At 63.8% G+C, this 20,079-nt stretch carries 23 protein-coding genes and 2 pseudogenes; 8 read left to right on the top strand and 17 right to left on the bottom strand.

Features of this window, described 5'->3' with window-relative positions; translation table 11 throughout:
- Positions 1-436: pseudogene (locus VKI00_RS28200) on the top strand (LLM class flavin-dependent oxidoreductase); the annotation flags it as partial.
- Positions 437-525: 89 nt separating this feature from the next.
- On the opposite strand, the gene VKI00_RS28195 reads toward VKI00_RS28200, so the two are convergent.
- Positions 526-846 carry a hypothetical protein gene (locus tag VKI00_RS28195; RefSeq protein WP_324444067.1) on the bottom strand — a complete coding sequence of 107 codons (321 nt, stop codon included), beginning with the start codon at positions 844-846 and terminating at the stop codon, positions 526-528.
- Between VKI00_RS28195 and VKI00_RS28190 the strand changes: the two genes are divergently transcribed.
- Together VKI00_RS28190 and mdlC are read left to right on the top strand one after the other, a co-directional pair.
- Positions 847-990 carry a hypothetical protein gene (locus VKI00_RS28190; protein ID WP_324444065.1) on the top strand — a complete coding sequence of 48 codons (144 nt, stop codon included), beginning with the start codon at positions 847-849 and terminating at the stop codon, positions 988-990. It begins immediately after the preceding gene.
- Between the two features lie 127 nt (positions 991-1,117).
- A complete protein-coding gene (gene mdlC / locus VKI00_RS28185; RefSeq protein WP_324444063.1) occupies positions 1,118-2,719 on the top strand; it encodes a benzoylformate decarboxylase in 1,602 nt (533 codons plus the stop codon).
- A 55-nt stretch (positions 2,720-2,774) separates the two neighbouring features.
- Here mdlC and VKI00_RS28180 read toward each other — a convergent pair whose 3' ends face one another.
- The 5 genes from VKI00_RS28180 to VKI00_RS28160 are packed head-to-tail and all read right to left on the bottom strand — an operon-like array spanning position 2,775 to position 7,349.
- Entirely contained in the window at positions 2,775-4,349 is a 1,575-nt protein-coding gene (locus tag VKI00_RS28180; protein WP_324444061.1) for an FAD-dependent monooxygenase, read from the bottom strand.
- Between the two features lie 43 nt (positions 4,350-4,392).
- Entirely contained in the window at positions 4,393-4,737 is a 345-nt protein-coding gene (locus VKI00_RS28175) for a DoxX family protein (protein ID WP_324444059.1), read from the bottom strand.
- A gap of 17 nt (positions 4,738-4,754) precedes the next feature.
- Complete coding sequence (locus tag VKI00_RS28170; RefSeq protein ID WP_324444057.1) at positions 4,755-5,702, bottom strand: LLM class flavin-dependent oxidoreductase; 948 nt, start codon at positions 5,700-5,702, stop codon at positions 4,755-4,757.
- A gap of 57 nt (positions 5,703-5,759) precedes the next feature.
- Positions 5,760-6,197, bottom strand: a complete 438-nt coding sequence (locus VKI00_RS28165) for a tautomerase family protein (RefSeq protein ID WP_324444055.1) — start codon at positions 6,195-6,197, stop codon at positions 5,760-5,762.
- Between the two features lie 9 nt (positions 6,198-6,206).
- Positions 6,207-7,349, bottom strand: coding sequence for an LLM class flavin-dependent oxidoreductase (locus VKI00_RS28160; RefSeq protein WP_324444053.1), 1,143 nt, complete (start codon positions 7,347-7,349; stop codon positions 6,207-6,209).
- A 67-nt stretch (positions 7,350-7,416) separates the two neighbouring features.
- On the opposite strand from VKI00_RS28160, the gene VKI00_RS28155 reads away from it, so the two are divergent.
- Positions 7,417-8,475 carry a phosphotransferase family protein gene (locus tag VKI00_RS28155; RefSeq protein ID WP_324444051.1) on the top strand — a complete coding sequence of 353 codons (1,059 nt, stop codon included), beginning with the start codon at positions 7,417-7,419 and terminating at the stop codon, positions 8,473-8,475.
- Positions 8,476-8,567: 92 nt separating this feature from the next.
- Here the strand turns inward: VKI00_RS28155 and VKI00_RS28150 are convergent, their stop codons facing one another.
- The 6 genes and pseudogenes from VKI00_RS28150 to VKI00_RS28125 form a co-directional block, all read right to left on the bottom strand.
- Positions 8,568-8,846 carry a cytochrome C oxidase subunit IV family protein gene (locus VKI00_RS28150; RefSeq protein ID WP_324444050.1) on the bottom strand — a complete coding sequence of 93 codons (279 nt, stop codon included), beginning with the start codon at positions 8,844-8,846 and terminating at the stop codon, positions 8,568-8,570.
- Positions 8,847-8,849: 3 nt separating this feature from the next.
- Positions 8,850-9,461 carry a cytochrome c oxidase subunit 3 family protein gene (locus tag VKI00_RS28145; protein WP_324444048.1) on the bottom strand — a complete coding sequence of 204 codons (612 nt, stop codon included), beginning with the start codon at positions 9,459-9,461 and terminating at the stop codon, positions 8,850-8,852.
- Positions 9,458-10,273 (bottom strand): hypothetical protein, encoded by an 816-nt coding sequence (locus tag VKI00_RS28140; protein ID WP_414687319.1) that lies wholly within the window; start codon positions 10,271-10,273, stop codon positions 9,458-9,460. Before VKI00_RS28140 ends, VKI00_RS28145 begins: the two co-directional genes overlap by 4 nt.
- Positions 10,270-10,974 carry a hypothetical protein gene (locus VKI00_RS28135; RefSeq protein WP_324444046.1) on the bottom strand — a complete coding sequence of 235 codons (705 nt, stop codon included), beginning with the start codon at positions 10,972-10,974 and terminating at the stop codon, positions 10,270-10,272. The genes VKI00_RS28140 and VKI00_RS28135 overlap by 4 nt, the downstream gene beginning before the upstream one ends.
- 11 nt (positions 10,975-10,985) lie before the next feature.
- Positions 10,986-11,258 (bottom strand): annotated as a pseudogene (locus VKI00_RS28130) (hypothetical protein); the annotation flags it as partial.
- A 109-nt stretch (positions 11,259-11,367) separates the two neighbouring features.
- Entirely contained in the window at positions 11,368-11,958 is a 591-nt protein-coding gene (locus tag VKI00_RS28125) for a helix-turn-helix domain-containing protein (protein WP_324444042.1), read from the bottom strand.
- Positions 11,959-12,058: 100 nt separating this feature from the next.
- Here VKI00_RS28125 and VKI00_RS28120 point away from each other — a divergent pair, with 100 nt between their 5' ends.
- Positions 12,059-12,610, top strand: a complete 552-nt coding sequence (locus VKI00_RS28120) for a hypothetical protein (RefSeq protein ID WP_324444040.1) — start codon at positions 12,059-12,061, stop codon at positions 12,608-12,610.
- Between the two features lie 34 nt (positions 12,611-12,644).
- Positions 12,645-13,424 carry a hypothetical protein gene (locus tag VKI00_RS28115; RefSeq protein WP_324444038.1) on the top strand — a complete coding sequence of 260 codons (780 nt, stop codon included), beginning with the start codon at positions 12,645-12,647 and terminating at the stop codon, positions 13,422-13,424.
- A 69-nt stretch (positions 13,425-13,493) separates the two neighbouring features.
- Here VKI00_RS28115 and VKI00_RS28110 read toward each other — a convergent pair whose 3' ends face one another.
- Positions 13,494-13,994 (bottom strand): hypothetical protein, encoded by a 501-nt coding sequence (locus tag VKI00_RS28110; RefSeq protein ID WP_324444037.1) that lies wholly within the window; start codon positions 13,992-13,994, stop codon positions 13,494-13,496.
- 342 nt (positions 13,995-14,336) lie between these two features.
- Between VKI00_RS28110 and VKI00_RS28105 the strand changes: the two genes are divergently transcribed.
- Positions 14,337-15,824, top strand: coding sequence for a glycosyltransferase family 39 protein (locus VKI00_RS28105; protein ID WP_414687320.1), 1,488 nt, complete (start codon positions 14,337-14,339; stop codon positions 15,822-15,824).
- 6 nt (positions 15,825-15,830) lie between these two features.
- Here the strand turns inward: VKI00_RS28105 and VKI00_RS28100 are convergent, their stop codons facing one another.
- Positions 15,831-16,655 carry a glycoside hydrolase family 16 protein gene (locus tag VKI00_RS28100; RefSeq protein ID WP_324444076.1) on the bottom strand — a complete coding sequence of 275 codons (825 nt, stop codon included), beginning with the start codon at positions 16,653-16,655 and terminating at the stop codon, positions 15,831-15,833.
- A 248-nt stretch (positions 16,656-16,903) separates the two neighbouring features.
- Between VKI00_RS28100 and tpx the strand changes: the two genes are divergently transcribed.
- Positions 16,904-17,407, top strand: coding sequence for a thiol peroxidase (gene tpx / locus VKI00_RS28095; protein ID WP_324444036.1), 504 nt, complete (start codon positions 16,904-16,906; stop codon positions 17,405-17,407).
- On the opposite strand, the gene VKI00_RS28090 is transcribed toward tpx, so the two are convergent.
- From VKI00_RS28090 to VKI00_RS28080, 3 genes are all read right to left on the bottom strand, one after another.
- Positions 17,404-18,108 carry a TetR/AcrR family transcriptional regulator gene (locus VKI00_RS28090; RefSeq protein ID WP_324444035.1) on the bottom strand — a complete coding sequence of 235 codons (705 nt, stop codon included), beginning with the start codon at positions 18,106-18,108 and terminating at the stop codon, positions 17,404-17,406. The two genes, tpx and VKI00_RS28090, sit on opposite strands and share 4 nt — an antisense overlap.
- On the bottom strand, positions 18,108-18,536 hold the full coding sequence (locus VKI00_RS28085) for a hypothetical protein (protein ID WP_324444034.1): 429 nt from the start codon (positions 18,534-18,536) through the stop codon (positions 18,108-18,110). Before VKI00_RS28085 ends, VKI00_RS28090 begins: the two co-directional genes overlap by 1 nt.
- A 74-nt stretch (positions 18,537-18,610) precedes the next feature.
- Complete coding sequence (locus tag VKI00_RS28080; protein WP_324444033.1) at positions 18,611-19,954, bottom strand: acyltransferase; 1,344 nt, start codon at positions 19,952-19,954, stop codon at positions 18,611-18,613.
- Positions 19,955-20,079 lie beyond the last annotated feature (125 nt).

Raw genomic sequence — 20,079 nt, 5'->3', positions numbered from 1 at the left:
CGAGAAGCAGGCGCGAGACGACGTGAAATTTGGCCTCGAGTCATGGTTCCGGTACTTCCAGAAGGTGGCCGCGTTCCCGCAGATGACCATGCCGGGCGAGCAGATCGACGAGATGATCGACGTCATCAACGACAACGGCGCCGGTGTTATTGGCACGCCGGAGCGGGCACGGGACCAGGTGCAGCGGATGTGGGATCAATCCGGAGGCTTCGGCTGCATGCTGCAGATGGGCCACGAGTGGGCCAATCCCGCGGCGACCAAACGGTCGGCCGAATTGTTTGCCGCCGAAGTGATGCCGCATTTCCAGGGCCAGGCGCAGCCGACACTGGATGCCGCCGCTCGTGCCAGCGAAGCGCGAGAAGGTCTCGCGCAGTCGCAGAACGACGCCGTCGCGCATATGACCAAGAAGTATCAGGACGAAATCGCTTCGAAATAGCCACCTTTGAACTTCAAGGCAGCGTGAGTCAGCGCTGCGCTCATTCGCATGGCCGACTGTGAACGCCAGTCGCACCTTGGGGAGCGTGGCTACTCGGCCGCGGCTTTCTCGCTGGTCTCGATGACCGCGGTACCGTGCGCGGGTTCGATCTCGACTTCGAGGACCGTGGCAACGCGGCCGAACGACCAATAAAATCCGACGACCTGCAGGACCTCGACGATCTCGCGATTGCTCAGGATCTTGCGCACCGCGGCGAAGGTGTCGTCGTCGACAGTTGGGCTGCGCACAACCGCCGCAACGAATTTCGTGATCGCCTGATCGTCGGTCGAGAGCAGCGATGAATCGAAGTCCTGCTTGTGGATCGCTTCACGGATCTGCGGGTCCACACCCATCGCCTCGGAAATCGGCACGTGCTGAACGAACTCATATTCGGCGCTGGTTACGACGGAGCGCTGGCCGGGGCCGCCCAACCCGCGATCATCGCGGTGACCGGAACGGGGCCGGTCAGACAGACCTGGGTGGACCCGGCGCAACCGCCGCTGCGGCGAGTATGACCAGCCAAGAGGAAGCGTTCGGCGACCGGTCCTGCCGCGGATCAAGAAGCGTTGTTGCGACCTGCGCCTGCGCGTAGCGTTGATCTGCCGTTAGTCTGGGCCGCCCGCTGACGAGAGAAGGTCCGAGATGATTAGCGTTCGGCAAGCAACCCTAGACCTGTTCCGCTCGCATGGGCTGACTACCTGGTTCGGTAATCCCGGCTCGTCGGAGCTGACCCTGCTGGAGGATTTTCCTGACGATTTCCGCTACGTGCTGGGACTGCAGGAGATGGTGCCGGTCGGGATGGCCGACGCCTATGCCCAGATCACCCGACGACCCGCCGTGGTCAACGTTCACACCGCGCCCGGTATGGGCAACGCGCAAGGCGCGCTTTACAACGCATTCGTGAACAAGACCCCGTTGATCGTCACCGCCGGAAATCAGCGCCGCTTCATGCAAAACCAGTACTGTCTGCTGACCAACGTCGACCCGACGACGGTGCCTAAGCCGTTCGTGAAGTGGGCCGCCGAACCGGCAATCGCGAGCGAGGCTCCCGCTGTGCTCGCTCATGCCATCCACTTGGCGACAACCCCGCCGATGGGGCCGGTGTTCGTCTCGTTGCCGATGGACGACATGCAGGCCGAACTCGATGACACCCAGGCCGCGGACGTTGCCGTGGTGCGCGAACGCAAAGTTACCCACGCGGTTGGCTTTCCGGCAGATCTTGCCGAGCAGATCTGTGCGCGCATCCAGGCGGCAACCTCACCGGCGCTGATTGTGGGTGGCGATGTGGACCGCTACGACGCCTGGGATGCCGTGATCGGGTTGGCCGAACGCACCCAGTCGGTCGTGTGGACGGCCCCAATTACCGGGTGGAGTGGATTCCCCGAGAATCACCCGTTGTATCAGGGCCTGCTACCGCCCGGTGCGGGCTGGGTCTCCCAAGCGTTAACGGGCCGCGACTTGGTGGTGGTAATCGGCGCACCGGTGTTCCGGTACTACCCGCGAGTCCCCGGACCCTATCTGCCCCAAGGCACAAGCCTGATTCACATCACCAACGATCCCGACGAAGCCGCCCGCGCCCCGGTGGGGGACGCGATCATCGCCGACGTGCGCAGCGCCGCCCAGGCCCTGCTCGCTGCGACCAAACCAACCAAACGGTCCGCTCCACCGCCACGCGCCCCGATCCCCGCCGTCGAGCACGCGGAAACACCGCTTAAACCCGAATCACTGTGGGCGGCCGTCGGTCATGCCGCACCCGCAGACACGCTCTGGGTCAGCGAGGCCGGCAGCAACGAGATCGCGATCACCAACGCTATTCGGCCCGGAAGCCCGCTCTCGCACTTATCAGCCGCCGGCGAAGGACTGGGCTTTGGGCTACCCGCCGCCGTTGGCGCTCAACTCGCCGCGCCGGATCGCCCCGTGGTGGCGTTAATGGGCGACGGCTCCATGCATTACGCGATCACCGCGTTATGGACCGCGGCGCACTATAAGATCCCGGTCACCATCGTGGTCGCCTCCAACGCCGAATACGGAATCCTCAAAGAATTTGGCAAGTGGGAGAAAACGCCGGGAGTTCCCGGAATGGACCTGCCCGGTCTGGATGTGGTCGGCACCGCCGCCAGCTACGGCGTGGACGCTCACGAAGCACACACCACCGATGAGGTCATAAAGCTCGTCGGATCGGGTATTGCCGATCGCGAACGACCTACCCTTATCAACGCACGCACAACACCTGTTGACGCCTAAATCATTGGCACCGTGTGGGATTGGACGCCCACATCGTTCGAAACAGCCGACTGGGCTAGGGAAGCGTGATCCCAAACAACTGACCAAGAACGCGACGAAGTTCGTCCACTCCTGGCTTCGGCTCCGACGACGCCCACGCCACGTAGCCATCCGGACGCACCAGCAACGCCCTGGCCGACGCAGCGGACACATCACCGACCGGGCGTCCCGCGGCGACGGTGATCCGGTCCGCGATGTCCGTCACGGCGGCGGCGACGACGGCGCCGTCGGTGAGATCGATGAGCAGCGGCCGCCCGTCGCGGGCAAGCTCCGCTATCCGCCACGTTCCGTCGGCATCGGCCACAGCGAAATCGGGCACCCAACGGCCGGCGAGCGGATGCGCGTCATCGTCAACGGCGTACCGATTGTCGTTGCCGGACACCAGATCACTGAGGCGGTGGACGGTATCGGGATTCGTCAGCAGTTCGGAAAACAGCTCCCGTAAGGCGGTGACTTCGGTCCCGGGTCTGATCAGAGCCAACTGAGCGCGGCTGTGCATGATCACCCGCTCGGCGGCGGGCCGGCGTTCGGCCTGATACGTGTCGAGCAGCGCAGGCTCGGCGCGACCGGCGATGACGGCGGCCAGCTTCCAGCCAAGGTTCACCGCATCCTGCAGACCCAGGTTCAGTCCCGGGCCACCGAGCGGGGAGTGCACGTGCGCGGCGTCGCCCACCAGGATCACCCGGCCTGATGTGTACCGCGATGCGATCCTCGAGTTGATGCCGTAGAAGCGGCGCAAATCCAACGGGGTGTCGGGCGATATCGGCCGCAGTGGTACGTCGGCGCCGAGCACGCGTTTCACGCTGGCCTCGATCTCGGGCAGGCTCACCGGTGTTTCGTCGTCGTCATAGTCGTCGACGCGGTCTTCTTGAGCCGATGAGTCCAGTTCGAGGGTGATCAGCATCGCCCTGCCGCCCAACCGACGGCACGCGAAGACGCCATGTTCGGCACGATAGAACGGCGTGGGCGGGACTCGGCCCCACCCGGGCACCTCGAGCGCGCCGGTGACCGGGTCAACCCAGTCGTCGGGCGGCACCACCCCGAACGCCATCCTTGCGACCGCGTCATGCGAGGTCATGCCGGGGAAATCGATGCCCGCGAGCTTGCGCGTCTGGCTGGTGCCGCCGTCGGCGCCGACGAGGTACCTCGCCGCGAGCTCGTAGTCGCCGTCCGGAACGGCGACCTGCACGGTGACGCCGTCGGCGCGCTGATCGAAACCTGTCAGCCGGTGGCCCCAGCGAATGTCCACCTCGTACTCGCCGGCACGCTGGGCAAGGACTTGCACAAGCCGGGGCTGTTGCACGGCGACCATATAGTTCTGGGTATCCGCCGTCCCGGCCAGATCCAGCGTCAACGCGGCAAACATGGCCCACGGCGACGGCTGCGGTGGGTCATCGGTCCCCGCCAGGACGCTGTACAAACCTCGGTGGTCGAGAATCCGAACCCCTTGGCCCGTCACGCCGTTGGCGCGCGGTTCCGGGTTTGGTCCCGGCAGCGGGTCCAGCACGATCGGCCGGATCCCGGACAGCGCGAGCTCACAGGCCAACATCAACCCATTAGGACCGGCCCCGGCAATGACGACGTCATTCATTTAGCCCAGCTTACTAGTGCTGGCGCGGGCTCGGCAATCGCCGTCAGGCCGACTGCAGGATGGCCGTCGCGACGGCCAGGCCCAGTCCGATCACCGCCGGAGCCGTGTCGGCGACACTGTCGGACGCCCGGAGGTGAAAACCGATGGCGCCCAACACAAGCAGACCAAGCCCGATAGCGGCGGCGACACCGATCGGCGGCCAGGCCAAACCCGCCAACACACCGGCGACGCCGGCCAACTCGAGCAGCCCGATCACCCGCCATTGCGCCGGCTTGACGCCGAGATGGTCGCGAATCGCCAGCGATTGCCGGACCCCGAGCAGCTTGATCAGGCCGGCGAACGCAAAAAGCCCGGCAAGCGATGCCGTCACGAGCACTTGGGCAGTCATCATCACACCGTAATCCCTCAGCCCTGCAGGCCCATGGCGGATGCAAAGGCGCGAAGCTCACGCGGAATGTCGGATCCGGCGGGCTGATAGACGAGTTCGGTGACGCCGAGCGCGCCGAACCCGGCAACGCGTTCCGACACCTGCTGCGCCGTACCCGTCAATCCTGTTGCGTTGGCCAACGGGAGGAGGTCGGCAACATGCGGCTCGTCGCGCGGGTTGGCCTTGACCAGGTGACCCTCGTGGATCGCGAGATGCCGCTCATCCTCGGGACAGGCTTCGACCGCCTCGCGCCAGCCGCGCCCGCCTGGTAGCGCGTCAACCGCGGCGGCGCCGGCGCGCTCGTAGACGGCGTGGTACATGACCACCGCGCCGGGCCCGGCAGCGTCGGCGACCCGCGCCGAGGTCAGTTCCTCGCCCTCGTCGAGCACAGTGCCGAAGGCCAGTAAGGCCCGCCAATCAGCCACCTTCACCGCATCGGGTTGGGGGACGGCGGCGGAGAAGACGCCGTCGCCGAGTTCGGCCGCCACCGCCAGGCCCTTCGGGCCGTCCGCACCGATCAGGATTGGCACCTGGATCGGCCGCTTCGCGCCGAAGCCGGGCAGCTGCAGCATGCGAACTTTCGACCCCTCCCATTCGCCGGTCTGGCCCGCCAGCAGAGATTTCAAGCAACGGACGTAGTCGGCGACCTGACGCCACGGCATCGGCCGCTTGCCCAGCGTGAACCGGCCGGTGAAGCCCGAGCCCACGGCCACCGCGACGCGACCGGGTGCTCGGTCCACGAGCTCGGCAATCGCGGCGGCGTTGACCATCGGATGGCGCAGGCTGGGAACCAGCACGCCCGGTCCGAGGCCGATGCGCGACGTGCGTTCGGCACAGCGGCCGAGAATCATCCAGACGTCGGGGTACAGCGCGGGGGAGTCGTACAGCCAGGCTCGCCGGTAGCCGAGCGTCTCGGCGACCTCCACGTGTTCCGGGGTGCTAGAGGAGGTCGCGAACGCGCAAGAAATGTCCATACCCGGACACTATTGCGCGTCGTCAGCGACCAAACCTTTGACCTGCCGGTAGTAGATGATCTTGCCGCCGCCGGCCCAGTTGCCTTCCGGGATTTCGTGAATCAGTGTCCAAACATGCAGCGCCCGTGCGCTTTCTGGCTCGATACCGGCGGCGGCGCACACCGCGGCGTGCACATCAGCGGCGAGCTGTTCCTTGCGATCTTGCGACAGGGCGCCTTCGAACACCGTCATCTCGACCCGGAATCGAGGCGAGCCCTCACCGCGGCCGCCAACCGACTGCGCGGCCGAATCCACCGCGTGCAGGTACACCAAGGTGTTGTCGCGCAGGAATGGGGTATCCGGGGCACGTTCGGCCCGCAGCAGCGCGGCGACGAGCTCGTCGGTTAGCTGTCCCAGCGCCTGGTCGTCCAACGACCCACGCACGTAGGTCAGATCGATCATCGGCATCGCTTCACCTCACAGCTTTCTCAGCGCACGCACGACCTTGACGTACGGCGCCGTCGTGGTAGCGCTTTTGCGCAGACTCGGTTGAATGGCGCCGGCGTTGCCGACAACCAGGTAGCGCATGCCATGGTCGCGGAAGTCCGCCATCTGGTCGATGACTTCGTCAGGTGTGCCGACCGCAAACAATTCTTCGACCAGGGATCGAGGAGCTTGAGCGGCGTATGCGAGCGCGGTTTGCTCGTCGATCGTTTGCGGTAAGAAGTCCTGCACGCCTGTGAAGTCTGCTCCGAGTGGGTGCTGCGCTCCGTGCCGGGCCCAGTCCTTGCCGGGGGAGAGGAGCGTGAACACCTTGGCGATATCGGATTCCACGACTTCGTCGACTTCGTCGCGAGATCGGCCGGTGACGATGAACCGGATGAGGGCGGGGGTGATGGCCATCGGGTCGCGCCCGGCATCCGACGCCGCAGCACGGACGATCTCGAGTTGCTCACCGTACTCGGTTGCGCGGGTCGTTCCCGGGAACCAGCCGTCGGCATACCGTCCGGTGACACGCATCATGCGCGGCCCATGGGCGGCGATCCAGATCGGCGGCCACTTGCCGCGGTATGGCGGCAGCGCGAAAGTCGCTTTGTGCAAAGGGAAGAACGGTGAATCGCGGGTGACGAGCTCGCCATTGGAGTTCCATAACGCGCGGATGGTGGCGACGGCTTCCTCGAAGCGTGCCACCGGTTTGGACCAGTCCACGCCGTAGGGCGCATTGCTTTCCCGCTCGCCGGTTCCGATGCCGAGGACCGCACGGCCACGCGTGAGCAGATGCAGCGACGCGGCGGCCTGCGCGGTGACCGCCGGATTGCGCCGGCCGGTATCGGTGACGGCCACTCCCAGCCGCATCCGGCCCAACTTGTTCCGGCCGGCGAGGTAGCCCAGCATCGTCCAGGGTTCCAGGTGGGCGTCAATCTTGGGAATCAGACGGGCCGCGCCGACATGCTCGGGCGTCCACATCGACGGCGGCCACGCCGAGTTAAGGTGGTCGGCCACCCAGAACGAATCGGCCCGACAGGCCAGGCCAATAGCGTAGTCCGCATGCACCAACGGCTTTGGGCCGAAACGCGAGTTGATCGTGTTGTGCATGACGCCGACACCGAAACCGGCCATCGTTTCATCGCTCCTCGGTAGGGTTTTTGGGAAGGCGGTTGGGCGGAAGGGGCAACAGATGGAGGGAATGGCAGAGCTGGTTCCGGTCCTTCCCGCACATCGATTCGACGAAGCCGCGCTGGCCCGGTATCTGCGCGGACGGCTCGCGGGCTTCGACGGCCAGCTCGAAATTCGTCAATTTCAGGGCGGGCAGAGCAACCCCACCTATCACCTCCGTACTGCCGGAGGCGAGTACGTTCTGCGCAAAAAGCCGCCCGGCAAGCTGCTGCCTCGCGCCCATGAAGTAGAACGCGAATACCGCGTCATGGCGGCGTTGGCCCAGACCGACGTGCCGGTACCGAGGATGCGGCTGCTCTGCCAGGACGAAACAATCCTCGGCACACCTTTTTTCGTCATGGATCACGTTGAGGGACGGGTTTTTCCGGACCGGGTGATGCGTGAGGGCGCGGCGGCGCACCGTGCCGCCGTCTATGAGGATCTGGCTCGGGTGCTTGCGGCATTGCATCGGGTGGATTGGCGCGCGGTAGGGCTTGAGGGGTTCGGCCGGCCCGAGGGCTATATGCAACGTCAAGTGGCATTATGGACTCGCCAATGGCAGGCGGCGCGCATGGAGGACATGCCTGCGATGGACCTCTTGGCGGAATGGCTGCCCGACCACCTCCCGCCTGATGATGAACCAGCCTGCATCGCCCACGGCGACTACCGCCTGGGCAACGTATTGCTGCACCCGACCGAGCCGCGGGTAGTCGCGGTGCTGGACTGGGAGCTGGCGACGATCGGCAACCCGCTGGCCGACCTCGGCTATTTCTGCGTCACCTACCACGTGCTGGGCGGGCCCGGTGGCATGACCGGGGTAGTCGGCGAGAACCCCAGTGGCACTGGGCTTCCTGACCAACAGGCATTCGTGAGGAGCTATTGCGCGCATGCCGGCCGCAACCCCCCGGAATCGCTTGACGTCTTCGTGGTGTTTTCGATGTTCCGCCTGGCCTCCATCACCGCCGGGGTGTGGCGTCGCGGCGTGGAAGGCAACGCCGCCGATGCGCGCGCGAGCACGACTGAATATCGCGAGCGCTATCGCGTTATGGCCGAGGCTGCATGGGAGTTGGCGCAAAAGTTGTCCGCCTGACAAGCATTCACCCGGACAGTTTGAGCCGCCGGGAGCGGTGCGCACCTCCATAAAGTAGCGAATGATCAAGCGACTCTTGACGAAAGCCACTGCTATAGACTGGCGAAGTAGAGGCCCAGCAGTAGCGCGAACAGCGCGAGGACCCATCCGCTGGTAGTGGCCTTGAGCCAGACGGGCGCGTGGCGAACTTCCATGAAATGCCGGATCACCAAGTGCGCTTTGACTGCCGCGATCAGCAGGACAACCGTCGTGACCGTGGTATTGATCTGGTGGGAGGCTCCGCCCTCGAGGGCGATCCACGATGACGCGATGGTGACCGTGGTGAGCAGTGCCCACACGATCGTCAGTGGATTGCGGATCAGTGACGTCATCCCCTACCTCATCAAGTAGAGCAAAGCGAACAGGACCAGCCACAAGACATCGACCATGTGCCAGTAGGTGGCGCCCGTCTCGACGAACGAGATCTTGGGTGTCCCCGGTGCTTTCAGGTTGCGGATCACGAAGCACATGATGACCAGGCCGAGCAAAACGTGGCACAGGTGGATTCCGGTCATCACGTAGTAGTACATGAAGAACAGATTGGTTCCCGGCGTCAGACCGGCGCTGATTTCGGGGATCCACTCGAACATCTTTAGCACCGGGAAGGCTGCACCGAAAGCTAGCGCGGTCCAAAACCGCCGGAGGGCATCGGCTGTGTTTCCCGCGCGAGCCGCCCCAGTGCCGAGTGCCACAAAGAGTGAACTTGTCAGCAGCACGACGGTATTGATGGCGCCGATGTCCAGGTTAAGCCGAGCCTGGCTGGACAAGAAGAGCTCGTGATTCTGGCCCCGAAAGTACATGTAGCCAACGAAATAGACGCCGAAGATGAGGAAGTCACCGATGACGAAAAACCACATGCTCGATTCGCCTGGAACATGGCCGCGTGCGCTAGCAGCTTTTTGAGACTGGTCGACGCCGGTGGCAGAACCTTCAGCAACGTCGGTCATGCGCTCGTTCTCGACGTGGTCTCGAGGGCGACAGGATGTGGCTCAGGCGCGGCGTTGTCGAGTTCGGCCTCCGGTTGGCTCTTGATCGCCTTATAGATGCACAGGTACACGATGAACTGCCACGAGACATAGAGCGTCATCGCGAACCAGAAGGTCATCAGGCCGTTCCAGGCGAAGGGTCCCGACTTGGCGATCCAGACCGGTGCAGCCATCAGCTCGGTTACGTACTGCCAAATGGTGTAGTAGCCCAACCACTTTGGCAGAATCTTGTTCTCGTCGAGGATGATGGCCAGACCGAAGGCCATCCACATGACGCAAAAGCATCCCAGCGAGCCGATGAACGCCAGGTAGCCGAAGTCGTAAAGCATCGTCAAGACAGACGGGCTGTACCCGGGGCGAAATGCGCCGAGACCGAAGCAGAACATCGGGAAGAGCATGCCCACCACCGCGCCGGTAATTGCGCCGATCATCATCGAATAACGGAACGCGGGGCTGACCGACATCCGCTTGACCTGCATCAGGTAGCAGGCGTTCGACACCGGCGCGAGCCCATAGGCAAGCGTCAGGATCACGCACGCGATCAACAGATTGTGAGAATGCATGAAATCGACGATGTGCGGCGTGGAGCTGCTCGGTGACCGCGGCGGCATCATCCAACTCAACGGCACAAACACCAGCCCGAACACGTTGAAGAAAAATGGCACCGTCCAAAACGCAATCCACTGATCGAGTTTGCGATTCTTAGGCCGCGACGGTGTCTGTTCGGCGGGGGCTGTCGGGGCTTTGGGGGCCTCAGCCACGCTGCCGCTCACGCGAGAACCACCCGATCGTCGCCCTGGTGTTTCACAGCGCGCAGCAGAGCCCAGAACATCACCGCGATGTAGACGGCAAAGGTCGTCAGCCGCAACGTGAATGACAGGGGACCGTTCCAGGCCAGTGGACCCGATTTGTACAGAATCGAGAACGCGCCGGGGGCCAGCAGCGCAACGGTCGCGACGTTGAAGTGCGCCACCCAGCGCGGAAAGATCGGCTCGGGACGCTCGTCGAGATAGACGCTCAATGCGAAGCACAGGTTCTGGACCATGATCGTGCCGACCGGCGCGATGAAGAAGAACCACGCCATGTCATTGAGCAGACTGATCAGCTGCGGATCGCGGTCTGGCCTGAAAGCGGCCATCCCCCAGCAATAGTCGGCGAGAATGAATGCCGTCGTGCCCACACCGACGCAAATGATATACGCATAGGTCAGGACTGTGCTCGATGTTGCGGCCCGAGAGATCTGCACGGCGGTCACCGCGAATAGCGGAACCAAAGAGCACGCAATCAGGTTGCAGAGGATTGCCACCCCCAGGATTCCAGTGACGTTGCCACGGAAGAACGCGGCCACCTGATCGGGCGTCAAGGTCGGCGACAGCGGCGGTGAGAACACCGGAAACATAAGGTAGGCAAGCACAAACAATGCCACCGCCGGAGGCGCCGTCCACAATAGGATGCGTTGACCTCGAGTGTTCATCAATGCCGTCCCTGGACGACGATGACAATGAAGATGGGCAACAACATGATTCCGCACAGGTTGAAGGTGACCATGCTGAACCGAATCATCGCCGTGTGGTCGCTGTAGAACTTCGCGATCTGCTCAGCGGTTATCTCCGGCGACATTGGCGGAAAGAACCCCGGGAAAGCGACGAATGCGATCAGCACGACGACGCCGAAGACGGGCGCGGTCCACAGGCTGATCAGCTGGGTCTTGATATTGGCGGTCTTGGGTAGGTCCTCGGACTCAGCAAGAATCTGCATAGCGCCTCCGTAGCCATGGGGTAGCCGACCGGCTACCCCGACCATAGATGATCCGGCGCGAAGCAAGCAAGGGTTACGGCGTGAGCTCTCCGCGCGCCGCGGTGAGGCGTCAGTCGGGCAGCTTGAACATGCGTGCGGTGAGGTGGATCAGCACGGACCGCAGCGTGTCGTCGTCGATGTCGTCGACGAGGGGATTGATCACTGTCCCGGCGATCGCGCCGGAGAACAGCGCCGCCGATACCCGCGCCTCGGTGTCGTCCGCCTCGTCGAGCAAAATCGCGTACAGGCGGGTGATCAGGTTGCGGAACGGCTCGTGCTCACCCAACAGCCGCACCATCACCGGGTCGTTCTGCAGGCTCATCACCCAGCGGCGGCGCTCGACGGCCATTCCGACGACTTCGGTCAACAGCACCTTGCGGGCGCCGACCGAGTCCGATTGGGCTTCGGCCGCCTCCAGCGCGTCCTCGAGCTTGGCGAGTTGCAATTCGGCGACCGCGATGACGATTTCGTCTTTGGTCTTGAACTTGTGGTAGACCGCCGCCTTGGTCACTCCGACGGCGTCGGCGATCATCTGCAGCGACGTTCCGCTGACACCGTGGTCGGCGAACAAATCCAACGCGGCCTGCAGGATGCGGCTCTGAGCAGGAGTGCGCCGGACTTCGCCGAGCAGACGCGCGGCGCGGGGCTCCTCGTCCGGCACCGGTTCAGGTTAGCGGAGCCCCGGCGGGCAGCTTCGATCTCACAGTGAAGCGATAAGCGTCACCAAGCCTGCAGCTAATGACCGAGCGCAATTTTGGCTCATGACCATCACCACAGAATCTCCTGACATCAACTCAGCCAAGGTGCGGCGTCGACGTCGTCGTGCAATGGCGGCGATGGTCGGCGGCGCCGGCGCCATCGCTTTGCTCGCGTTCTTTGGCACCGCCTTGCCCGGCACCGCCGAAACGACTGTCGCGTCGGGGCCAGTGCAGCTGGTGGACCAGACAATTCAGCTGCCTCAACTGCCGCCGGACGTCGCCGCCGCGTTGCCAAGCTGGCTGCCGCCACTGTTGCAGCAGGTCGACGACTCGGCCGGCGACGACTCCGGCGGCGGCGATTCCAGCGTCGGCACCGACGACTCCGGTGTCGGCGCCGACGACACCACCGTCGACAACGACGACAGCGAGCAGGAGGAGCAGCTCCTGCAGCAACAGCAGGATCAGGACGAGGCCAATTTGGCGGAGAACAACGCGATCCAGTCGATGATCCAATCCCAACAGCAGGCCGAACAACAGAATGACCAGGCCGAGCAGCAGTTCACCCAAGACGAGCTCCAGGCTCAACAGACCGAGCAGGAAGCTGACCAGTCGTAGGACGAGGTCGCAGGCGCCCATACACTGACCGATCGTGGGCATTCTGTTTGGCTTCGCACCGTGGATCGTCTATTGGGTTCTCGTCGGTAACGTGCCGTCGCTGATCGCGGTGTTGGTCGCGTTGACGATCGCCGCCATTGGATTGGTGGTCAGCCGCGCTGCGCGAATACCTGCGAGGCCGCTCGAAATCGGCGCTGTCGGAACATTCTTGGTGTTGACGGCCGTGACCTTGTTATTGAGCCAGTCGTTGACAGAGCGGTGGGCTCAGCCGCTGAGCAACGCGGGCATATTGCTGGTGGTCCTTATCGGCGTGCTGACCGGCAAGCCCTTCGTGCACGAGTTCGTCGCGGCCGGTCAGCCCCCAGGTGTGGTCGACAGCGATCTGTTCGGCCAAGCCACCGCGCGGCTGGCATGGATCTGGGTTGCCGTCTTCGCAGGTATGACGGTGTCGTCGTCGATTCCACCGATCGTGCTGCGCGATGCGACGATTCTCGACGCCAAGACACCGCTGTCGTACGTCTGCTACTGGGTCATCCCGTTCTCGTTGTTCGGCCTGGGGGCCCTGGCCACGAAAATCCTGCCCGACCTGATGACGGCCGGAGCCGGCGACATCGTCCGGAAGACCTCCTTCGTTGCCTACGGCGAAGCCACCATCGACGAGCTCTACTACCTCGCGCAGGAACACGCCAACCGCGAAGTCGGTGCCGGTCAGGAGGCCTACGACGTCAAGGTCGGAAGCATGGGCACACCGCTGGTAGGCGACGACACGCGACACTCGTGGCCGTCAACGTACAAAGTGCGTCAGTCTCGTTAGAAGACGCGTACCCAATCGATGAGCATTTCGGCCGGATAGCTGGCGCGTGTTTAAACGCACCCCTGACCGTCATGCGCGCTCGGCTGTCATATCCATCTCGATCCAGCCCTGGCACGGGCCGCTCAAGATGTCGGTGTGCATGACGCCGGCAAGTGTTCCGTTGGCTTGGGGCGTGTAGCGCACATTGGATCGGGCCGGACTCCATTGGATCGTGGTGTCGGGCATCATGCAGTCCCACTGGAAATCGGTGACTTGCGTCCAGGACGACCCGTCCCAGGTGAATTGAACCGGTTGCGGAACCGTCGGGTTGCTCGGCGGAGGGCCGCTAATGATCGTGGCGATGCACTTTCCGCTCGTGCAGCTCGAGCGGAACCCATAGGTATCCGTGTGCTGCACCTCGGGGTCACCGACGGCCATGCTAGTCCCGGACTTTGGACCAACCATGAATGTGATCGCGTACTCGCCGTTCCACGACGGGGTATCGGCGGAGGCAGTTGGGGGAAGCGACAGGGCGATCGTGAGCGGCGCGGCGCACAAACCGACGAGACTCCTCAGACGGTCTGGGGCCATAGGTTTCTCCTCTCGGCCCGCAACTGCTTTGGAACAAGCATGCACCGCGACGACCTTGGATGTATAACCCACCTATTACGCTATTGCCGACCTAGCCGGCATCCTACGGCGCGCGTTCGAGCGGTCCATTCTGACTTTGCTCGCTGCGCGTCCGATTCCTCACCGCCCGGTGAACGAGTCGGTTATCACGGCAACAGCCTCGGGTGGAGCTGGGTGCACACCCAGATATCGGCATCCAGCGCGATGTCAAAGCCCTTGATGTGGGGCACGCAGCGCTTCTGGCACCATGGCGAGGTGCTCAGCGGGTATTCCAGACGCCTGATCGCAACACCGCCGCGAGCCTTGCTCGACCCGCTGATCGTTGCAGTGTTGGCCGCCAGCGTGAGCTTGGCTGGCGCAGGCCGTCCGTCTTTCTGGTACGACGAGGCCGCCACCATTTCGGCCTCCTACAGTCGTTCTTTGGCCCAGTTGTGGCAGATGTTGGGCAACGTCGATGCCGTCGAAGGTCTGTACTACCTGCTCATGCACGGCTGGTTCACAATTTTCCCGCCCACGGAATTCTGGTCCCGCGTACCAAGCGGTTTGGCTATTGGAGGCGCCGCGGCCGGAGTCGTTGTGCTGGGCAAGCAGTTGTCGTCCCGAACTGTCGCCGTGGCCTCCGGACTCGTGTGTGCGATCTTGCCCCGGGCGACGTGGGCAGGCATCGAAGCTCGACCGTATGCCCTTTCGATGATGGCAGCCGTGTGGCTGACGGTACTGCTCGTTTATGCCGCACGTCGTGACAACGCTTGGGCGTGGCTGTCCTATGGGATCGTCCTAGCGATATCGGTCCTGCTCGATGTGTATCTGCTGCTGTTGTCTTTGGTTCACCTCGCTTTCATCTTTGTTTTTCGGCGCAGCCGGACCGTATTAACACGGTTCGCGCTTACGTCGGTTTTGGCGGGTTGTGCAGTAACGCCGTTTTTGGTCGTGGCCATTGGCCAAACGCATCAGATCAGCTGGATCGCGCCGATTGGGCGCCGCACGATCGAGGACGTGGCAATTCAACAATATTTCGAAAGAAGCCCCCCGTTCGCGATTGTGTCGGCGCTGATAGTAGCCGCGGCTATTGTCTTGTGGCGCTGTACATCCGCGCATCTAGTGAAGGCAGATCGGCAGTTGCTGACCCTAGCGATCGCATGGCTTGTGATACCGACCGCCCTGATCGTCATCTGGTCGGCCTTCATTCACCCCATTTACACACCGCGCTACTTAACCTTCACGGCACCGGGCATTGCGCTTGCGCTGGGCGTCTGCATCGGCACGTTGGCCGTTACACCGTGGGCAGCGGCGGCTGTCATCAGCCTTCTCGCCATCGCCGCGGCACCGAATTATATTCTGGCGCAACGTAATCCTTATGCGAAGTACGGCATGGACTACAGCCAGGTCGCCGATCTGATCACGGCGAAGGCAGCGCCGGGTGATTGCCTACTCGTCAACGACACGGTGACGTTTATGCCCGCCCCCATGCGCCCACTGATGGCGGCGCGTCCCGATGCCTACCGGAAGTTGGTCGACCTCACGCTGTGGCGACGAGCGACGGACCGCAACGACGTCTTCGACACCAATCTCATCCCAGAAGTTGTCGCCAAGCCCTTGAGCCATTGCCGTGTCGTGTGGATCATCACCCAAGCCGACAAGACGCGGCCCGATCGTGAACAAGCTTCAATGCTCCCACCCGGCGAAAGCTTCGGAACAACCCCGGCTTTCGCGGTTCCGCACGACCTGGGCTTCCGGCTAGTCGAGCGCTGGCAGTTCAACCTGGTTCAGGTGATCAGGGCGACGAAGTAGCGCTGGCTACCAGACCCGGATGTAGTCGATGAGCATTTGCGACGGGAAGTTACCCAAGGCAGGATCGCCGCCGCCCGGACCGCCGACCGCAAGCGTGAACATCGGAGACATCCAATATCCGGGCTTATTGAACGGCCACCGGAAGTCGTCAGGAGCACCACCGTGGACGTGGATGGGCTTCGGCGGAACGCTGAAGTACTGTGCGCCGTCCCGCGAGAATTTAAAACCGTCAGTATCCCAACGCATTTGCCAGGTGTGCCACGCGCCGTCAACCATCCCGGGAATCGATCTCCCTTCCCAGGTTTTCCCGTTGGATGCCGCGTGGACCGTGGTTCCCGGGGGCCATGAGCCGTTGCCGTACCACTCGAAGATGTCGATCTCGCCGTCGGGCACCGGGTCCTCGTTAACGGTCCAGAAGGACGGCCAAAGGCCGGTGGACAAACAGTCCAGCTTTATCCGCGCCTCCCAGGTGGTGTTGATCATGCCCCGCCAGTTGCCGCGCAGTTTGCCGCTGAAGTAGTCGCCGTTTTCTTGGTTGGCGAGCAGGACCAAATTGGAGTTGCCGTCGAGGAACACGTTTTGGGCGCGGTATGTCCCCGCGACCGGCGGCCACACGTCGTCCTGCCAGGTTTGGACCGTCCACTTCGACAGATCGGGGCCTTGGCCGGCCGGTCCGTCAAACTCGTCCTGGAAGATATAGGGCCCGGCGGGGCCCGCTGATGGCGCAGCTGGCGGGGCCGCATGGGTGGGGTCAGCGTGTGCTGCCGGACCGCTTACCGCAGCCGCAAGCATGCCCAACCCCGTCGTCAACAACATGTCGCGTCGATTCATCTCCGGCACAGCACGACGATATCGGAGATGGTTTGGCGGCGCGCGGAGGAGGCGGCAGAATGTGGTCCGCGTCGCTGATCTTAGGCCGGTCCTAGGGGTCTGCAGCCGACCTGACCAGTGCGTATTCGCTCGGCGATCCGGTCGTCACAACCTGGAGCTCGCAGCCTGAGCTAGGGCGTGCGCAGTCCCTGACGGCTGACACCAGCCCCAACCCGAGGCTGACTCGCCGCGCTTGGCAGACTGTGCGCATGGCACAGATAACTATGCGTGGAAACCCGATCAACACCGTCGGCGATCTGCCTGCCGTCGGATCTCCGGCCCCGGCCTTCACACTGACCGGGTCCGATCTGGCACCAGTGAGTAACGACCAGTTCGGCGGTAAGCCCGTGTTGCTGAACATCTTTCCGTCGGTGGACACGCCCGTGTGCGCCACCAGCGTGCGCACCTTCAACGAGCGCGCCGCCGGGGGCGGTGTGTCTGTGCTGTGCGTGTCCAACGACCTGCCGTTCGCGCAAGCGCGGTTCTGCGGTGCCGAGGGCATCGAGAACGTGAAGTCCGCGTCGGCGTTCCGCGACAGCTTCGGGCAGGACTACGGCGTCACCATCGCCGACGGTCCGTTCGCCGGGCTGCTCGCCCGGGCCGTCGTGGTCATCGGCGCCGACGGCAATGTCACCTACTCGGAGCTGGTGCCCGAGATCGCGGAAGAGCCGAATTACGACGCGGCGCTGGCCGCGCTCGGCGCATCGGCCTAATAGCGTCGCGGCAGTGCAGCGACCATAGCTTCGACTTCAGCTCTGGTAAGCGTGGCGATGCTGCCGTCGGGTAGTCCGAGGATGCGGTCGACGGCCAGCCCGTGCAACCTGAATCTGGTTGTCAGAGTGTCGATTGCGTGATCGCGGGCGGACTCGTCGGCAGCATCCAACACGTCGACGATGTTCGAGTTCGTGCGGGCGGCGAGGCCATAGATCATGTCCGCGACGCCTTCGGGGTCGAAGGTGTCGAAGATGCCGTCTGCGACTCCCTCCGATATCAGCCGGGTCAGTAACGGCCGGTAGAGGGCCTGCTCGACGGCGAGGATTCGTCCGTACAGATGCGCATTGTCGGGGCGCAGCAACGACACCATCGCGGCCAGCTGCTCCGGTCCGGTCGTGTTCATGTTGATGTCGAACCCGGCCCGCAACGCCGCGTTGAGCCGGTCCAGCGCGTCACCGTCACACGCGGTCGCAGCATTCGCGACACCGGCGAAAGCGTCGCGAGCGCTGCGCTCGGCCAGGGCCGCCACCAGCGCATCTTTCGATGGAAACCAATGATAGAAGGCGCCTTTGGAAACGCCGGCATCGGCGATCAGATCGTTCAGGCTGACATTCTCGTAGCCGTGCTGCAGGAACAACCCGGCCGCCCGGTCGAGCAACTCCGCCCTGCGGATGTCGGGGTGTTTAACTACCCGCGGCACTAGGGCGATCCCGGCTCCGGCTTCCAGCCGACGTAGGTCAGGTACAGCCCGGACGCGGCGAGGCAGACGAACACCACCCAGATCACCGCGGTCGCGCCTGAGCTGTACAGCGCATTGCCGGCAGCATCGTAGGCCGCGGGAACGGTCAGCAACAGCACTCCGCGTATCGCCAGGAACCACCCCACCACAGACACGATGATCGCCGCGGGACTGCGCCAGTACTGGTGAAACGCGATGATCACCAGGCCGAACATCAACAGAATGGCGCCGAACAGCCACGGCCACATCGGGTTAGCCTTGAACTCGGTGAACAGCGTTCGCATATAGGAACCCCGTATCGCGACCGTGGTCGGCACGATGGTGAAGAACGGACCCAACGCGCGGGCGAACATGCGGGTGCGGAACTGCGCCCGCTCCGATGTCGTCATTGCTACCTCCAACTTCACCCGCGAATGTATACCGACCGTCGGTCGGTATACAAGACCAGTGGTCGGTAATGCGGTCAGCTGGCGAGCGCTTGCGTGCCGACCTTTGCGGGCCGAAGCGCCACCAGGACGACGCCGACCGCGAAGATCAGCCCGGTCAGCCACGGGAAATGCCCATCAGGAGCGAAGCCGTCAGCAGCGATGAACTCCAGGCCGCAGGCCGCCATTGCGGCACCGACCAGCATGACCGGTTCGACCCAGCGATCGTTGAGCGGCGTAGCGAGCATGGGCAGCGGCGCCGCGAAAAAGCTTCTGCCGCAGTACAACAGGACCATCTCGACCGCCGTCACCAGACTCAGGATGACCAGCCATTCCAGCCGCGCCAGCCACCACTCGGCCGTCCCTTCGACCGGCTGGGGCAACAGACCGGCGGGGTAGCCGACGATCGCCACGATCACAACAGGAATCATGTGCCACAGGTAAAGAGCCATCACGTTGCTGTTGGCTGTTGTGAGCAGCCGCTGGACGAAACCGGCGCGCAGCGCCCGGTTGAGCGCGGGCGCAAGAAGGACCACGATCGCAGCCTGCGTGCACGCGAATGCCAGCATCGCCACGGTGGGCGGCGAAGTATTCTGCACCGGTTGTCCGGGCACGCCAATCATGCTGACCGGGTAGAGCCCCAACCCGATCAACAGCGCCAACACCACCGCCGAACCGGCCGCGAGCACCACGGGTTTGCGTCCGGCCAACAGCCCACTCTGCCAAGCTATTCCAAGCTGGTAAAGGGCTCCCCAACAAAGCAGGTAATTCAGCCAGCCAAGGTACGGCACATGCCCGACGAGGGAGACGCCGTCAACCGCTGCGACCCCCAGTGCCAGCGCCGCCGGTACCAAAAGTCCCCAACGCCGTTGCGCGGCAATCGCAACCGGCGTCAGCGAAACCACTATCAGATAGACGGCGAGGAACCATAGGTGCATCGCCACCGCCCATCCCGCATATTCCAGCGTGGAACCGGCAACGTGGCACAGGTCCAGGGCGACAACAACGGCCGACACCAGCCCGACATAGACCGTGGTGGGTCCGAGCACCCGGGCGAGTCGACGCCGCACCCAAGCCTGGCGCGACGCACCCTCGGTCTCGCGCCGATGCGTCCAGGACACCGCGCCGGCATAACCGGCAACCAGAAAAAACGTCGGAACGGCCTGGAAAGGCCACGTCAGCCATTGCGTCCAAGGCTGGTCGACGAGCGGGTTCTGCCGACCGAAATATCCGTCTTGATAGGTCACCGATCCCGCGAGCCAGTGGCCCAGCACGATGAGCACCACACCCGATACGCGATAGAAGTCCACCGCCAGATTGCGGACCGGGCGCATGACTGTCGGGTGGTGCCGGGAGACAGACGGCTTGGTGAGGTCGTCCATGACCAGACAGTATCCCGTGCAACGCCTGAGCTATTCGGTCTGTGCGACGCCGCCGACTCTTCGTGCCAGCCGAGTGTCGGTCCCTTCCGGTAAACTGATGTCCTCTGCGCCGAAGTCCGGCGGTA

Source organism: Mycobacterium sp. (genome assembly GCF_035314665.1).
Lineage (GTDB): Bacteria > Actinomycetota > Actinomycetes > Mycobacteriales > Mycobacteriaceae > Mycobacterium.
The sequence above is the reverse complement of the archived record's forward strand: the minus strand, read 5'-3'. Positions and strand labels throughout refer to the sequence as shown.

Bases quoted from the DNA above. Each gene is read 5' to 3' on its own strand.
- VKI00_RS28080 (WP_324444033.1), bottom strand. From the start codon at position 19,954: ATGGACGACCTCACCAAGCCGTCTGTCTCCCGGCACCACCCGACAGTC.
- VKI00_RS28100 (WP_324444076.1), bottom strand. From the start codon at position 16,655: ATGAATCGACGCGACATGTTGTTGACGACGGGGTTGGGCATGCTTGCG.
- VKI00_RS28175 (WP_324444059.1), bottom strand. From the start codon at position 4,737: ATGACTGCCCAAGTGCTCGTGACGGCATCGCTTGCCGGGCTTTTTGCG.
- mdlC (WP_324444063.1), top strand. From the start codon at position 1,118: ATGATTAGCGTTCGGCAAGCAACCCTAGACCTGTTCCGCTCGCATGGG.
- VKI00_RS28160 (WP_324444053.1), bottom strand. From the start codon at position 7,349: ATGGCCGGTTTCGGTGTCGGCGTCATGCACAACACGATCAACTCGCGT.
- tpx (WP_324444036.1), top strand. From the start codon at position 16,904: ATGGCACAGATAACTATGCGTGGAAACCCGATCAACACCGTCGGCGAT.
- VKI00_RS28110 (WP_324444037.1), bottom strand. From the start codon at position 13,994: ATGGCCCCAGACCGTCTGAGGAGTCTCGTCGGTTTGTGCGCCGCGCCG.
- VKI00_RS28155 (WP_324444051.1), top strand. From the start codon at position 7,417: ATGGCAGAGCTGGTTCCGGTCCTTCCCGCACATCGATTCGACGAAGCC.
- VKI00_RS28120 (WP_324444040.1), top strand. From the start codon at position 12,059: ATGACCATCACCACAGAATCTCCTGACATCAACTCAGCCAAGGTGCGG.
- VKI00_RS28085 (WP_324444034.1), bottom strand. From the start codon at position 18,536: ATGACGACATCGGAGCGGGCGCAGTTCCGCACCCGCATGTTCGCCCGC.
- VKI00_RS28145 (WP_324444048.1), bottom strand. From the start codon at position 9,461: ATGACCGACGTTGCTGAAGGTTCTGCCACCGGCGTCGACCAGTCTCAA.
- VKI00_RS28180 (WP_324444061.1), bottom strand. From the start codon at position 4,349: ATGAATGACGTCGTCATTGCCGGGGCCGGTCCTAATGGGTTGATGTTG.
- VKI00_RS28165 (WP_324444055.1), bottom strand. From the start codon at position 6,197: ATGCCGATGATCGATCTGACCTACGTGCGTGGGTCGTTGGACGACCAG.
- VKI00_RS28135 (WP_324444046.1), bottom strand. From the start codon at position 10,974: ATGAACACTCGAGGTCAACGCATCCTATTGTGGACGGCGCCTCCGGCG.
- VKI00_RS28150 (WP_324444050.1), bottom strand. From the start codon at position 8,846: ATGACGTCACTGATCCGCAATCCACTGACGATCGTGTGGGCACTGCTC.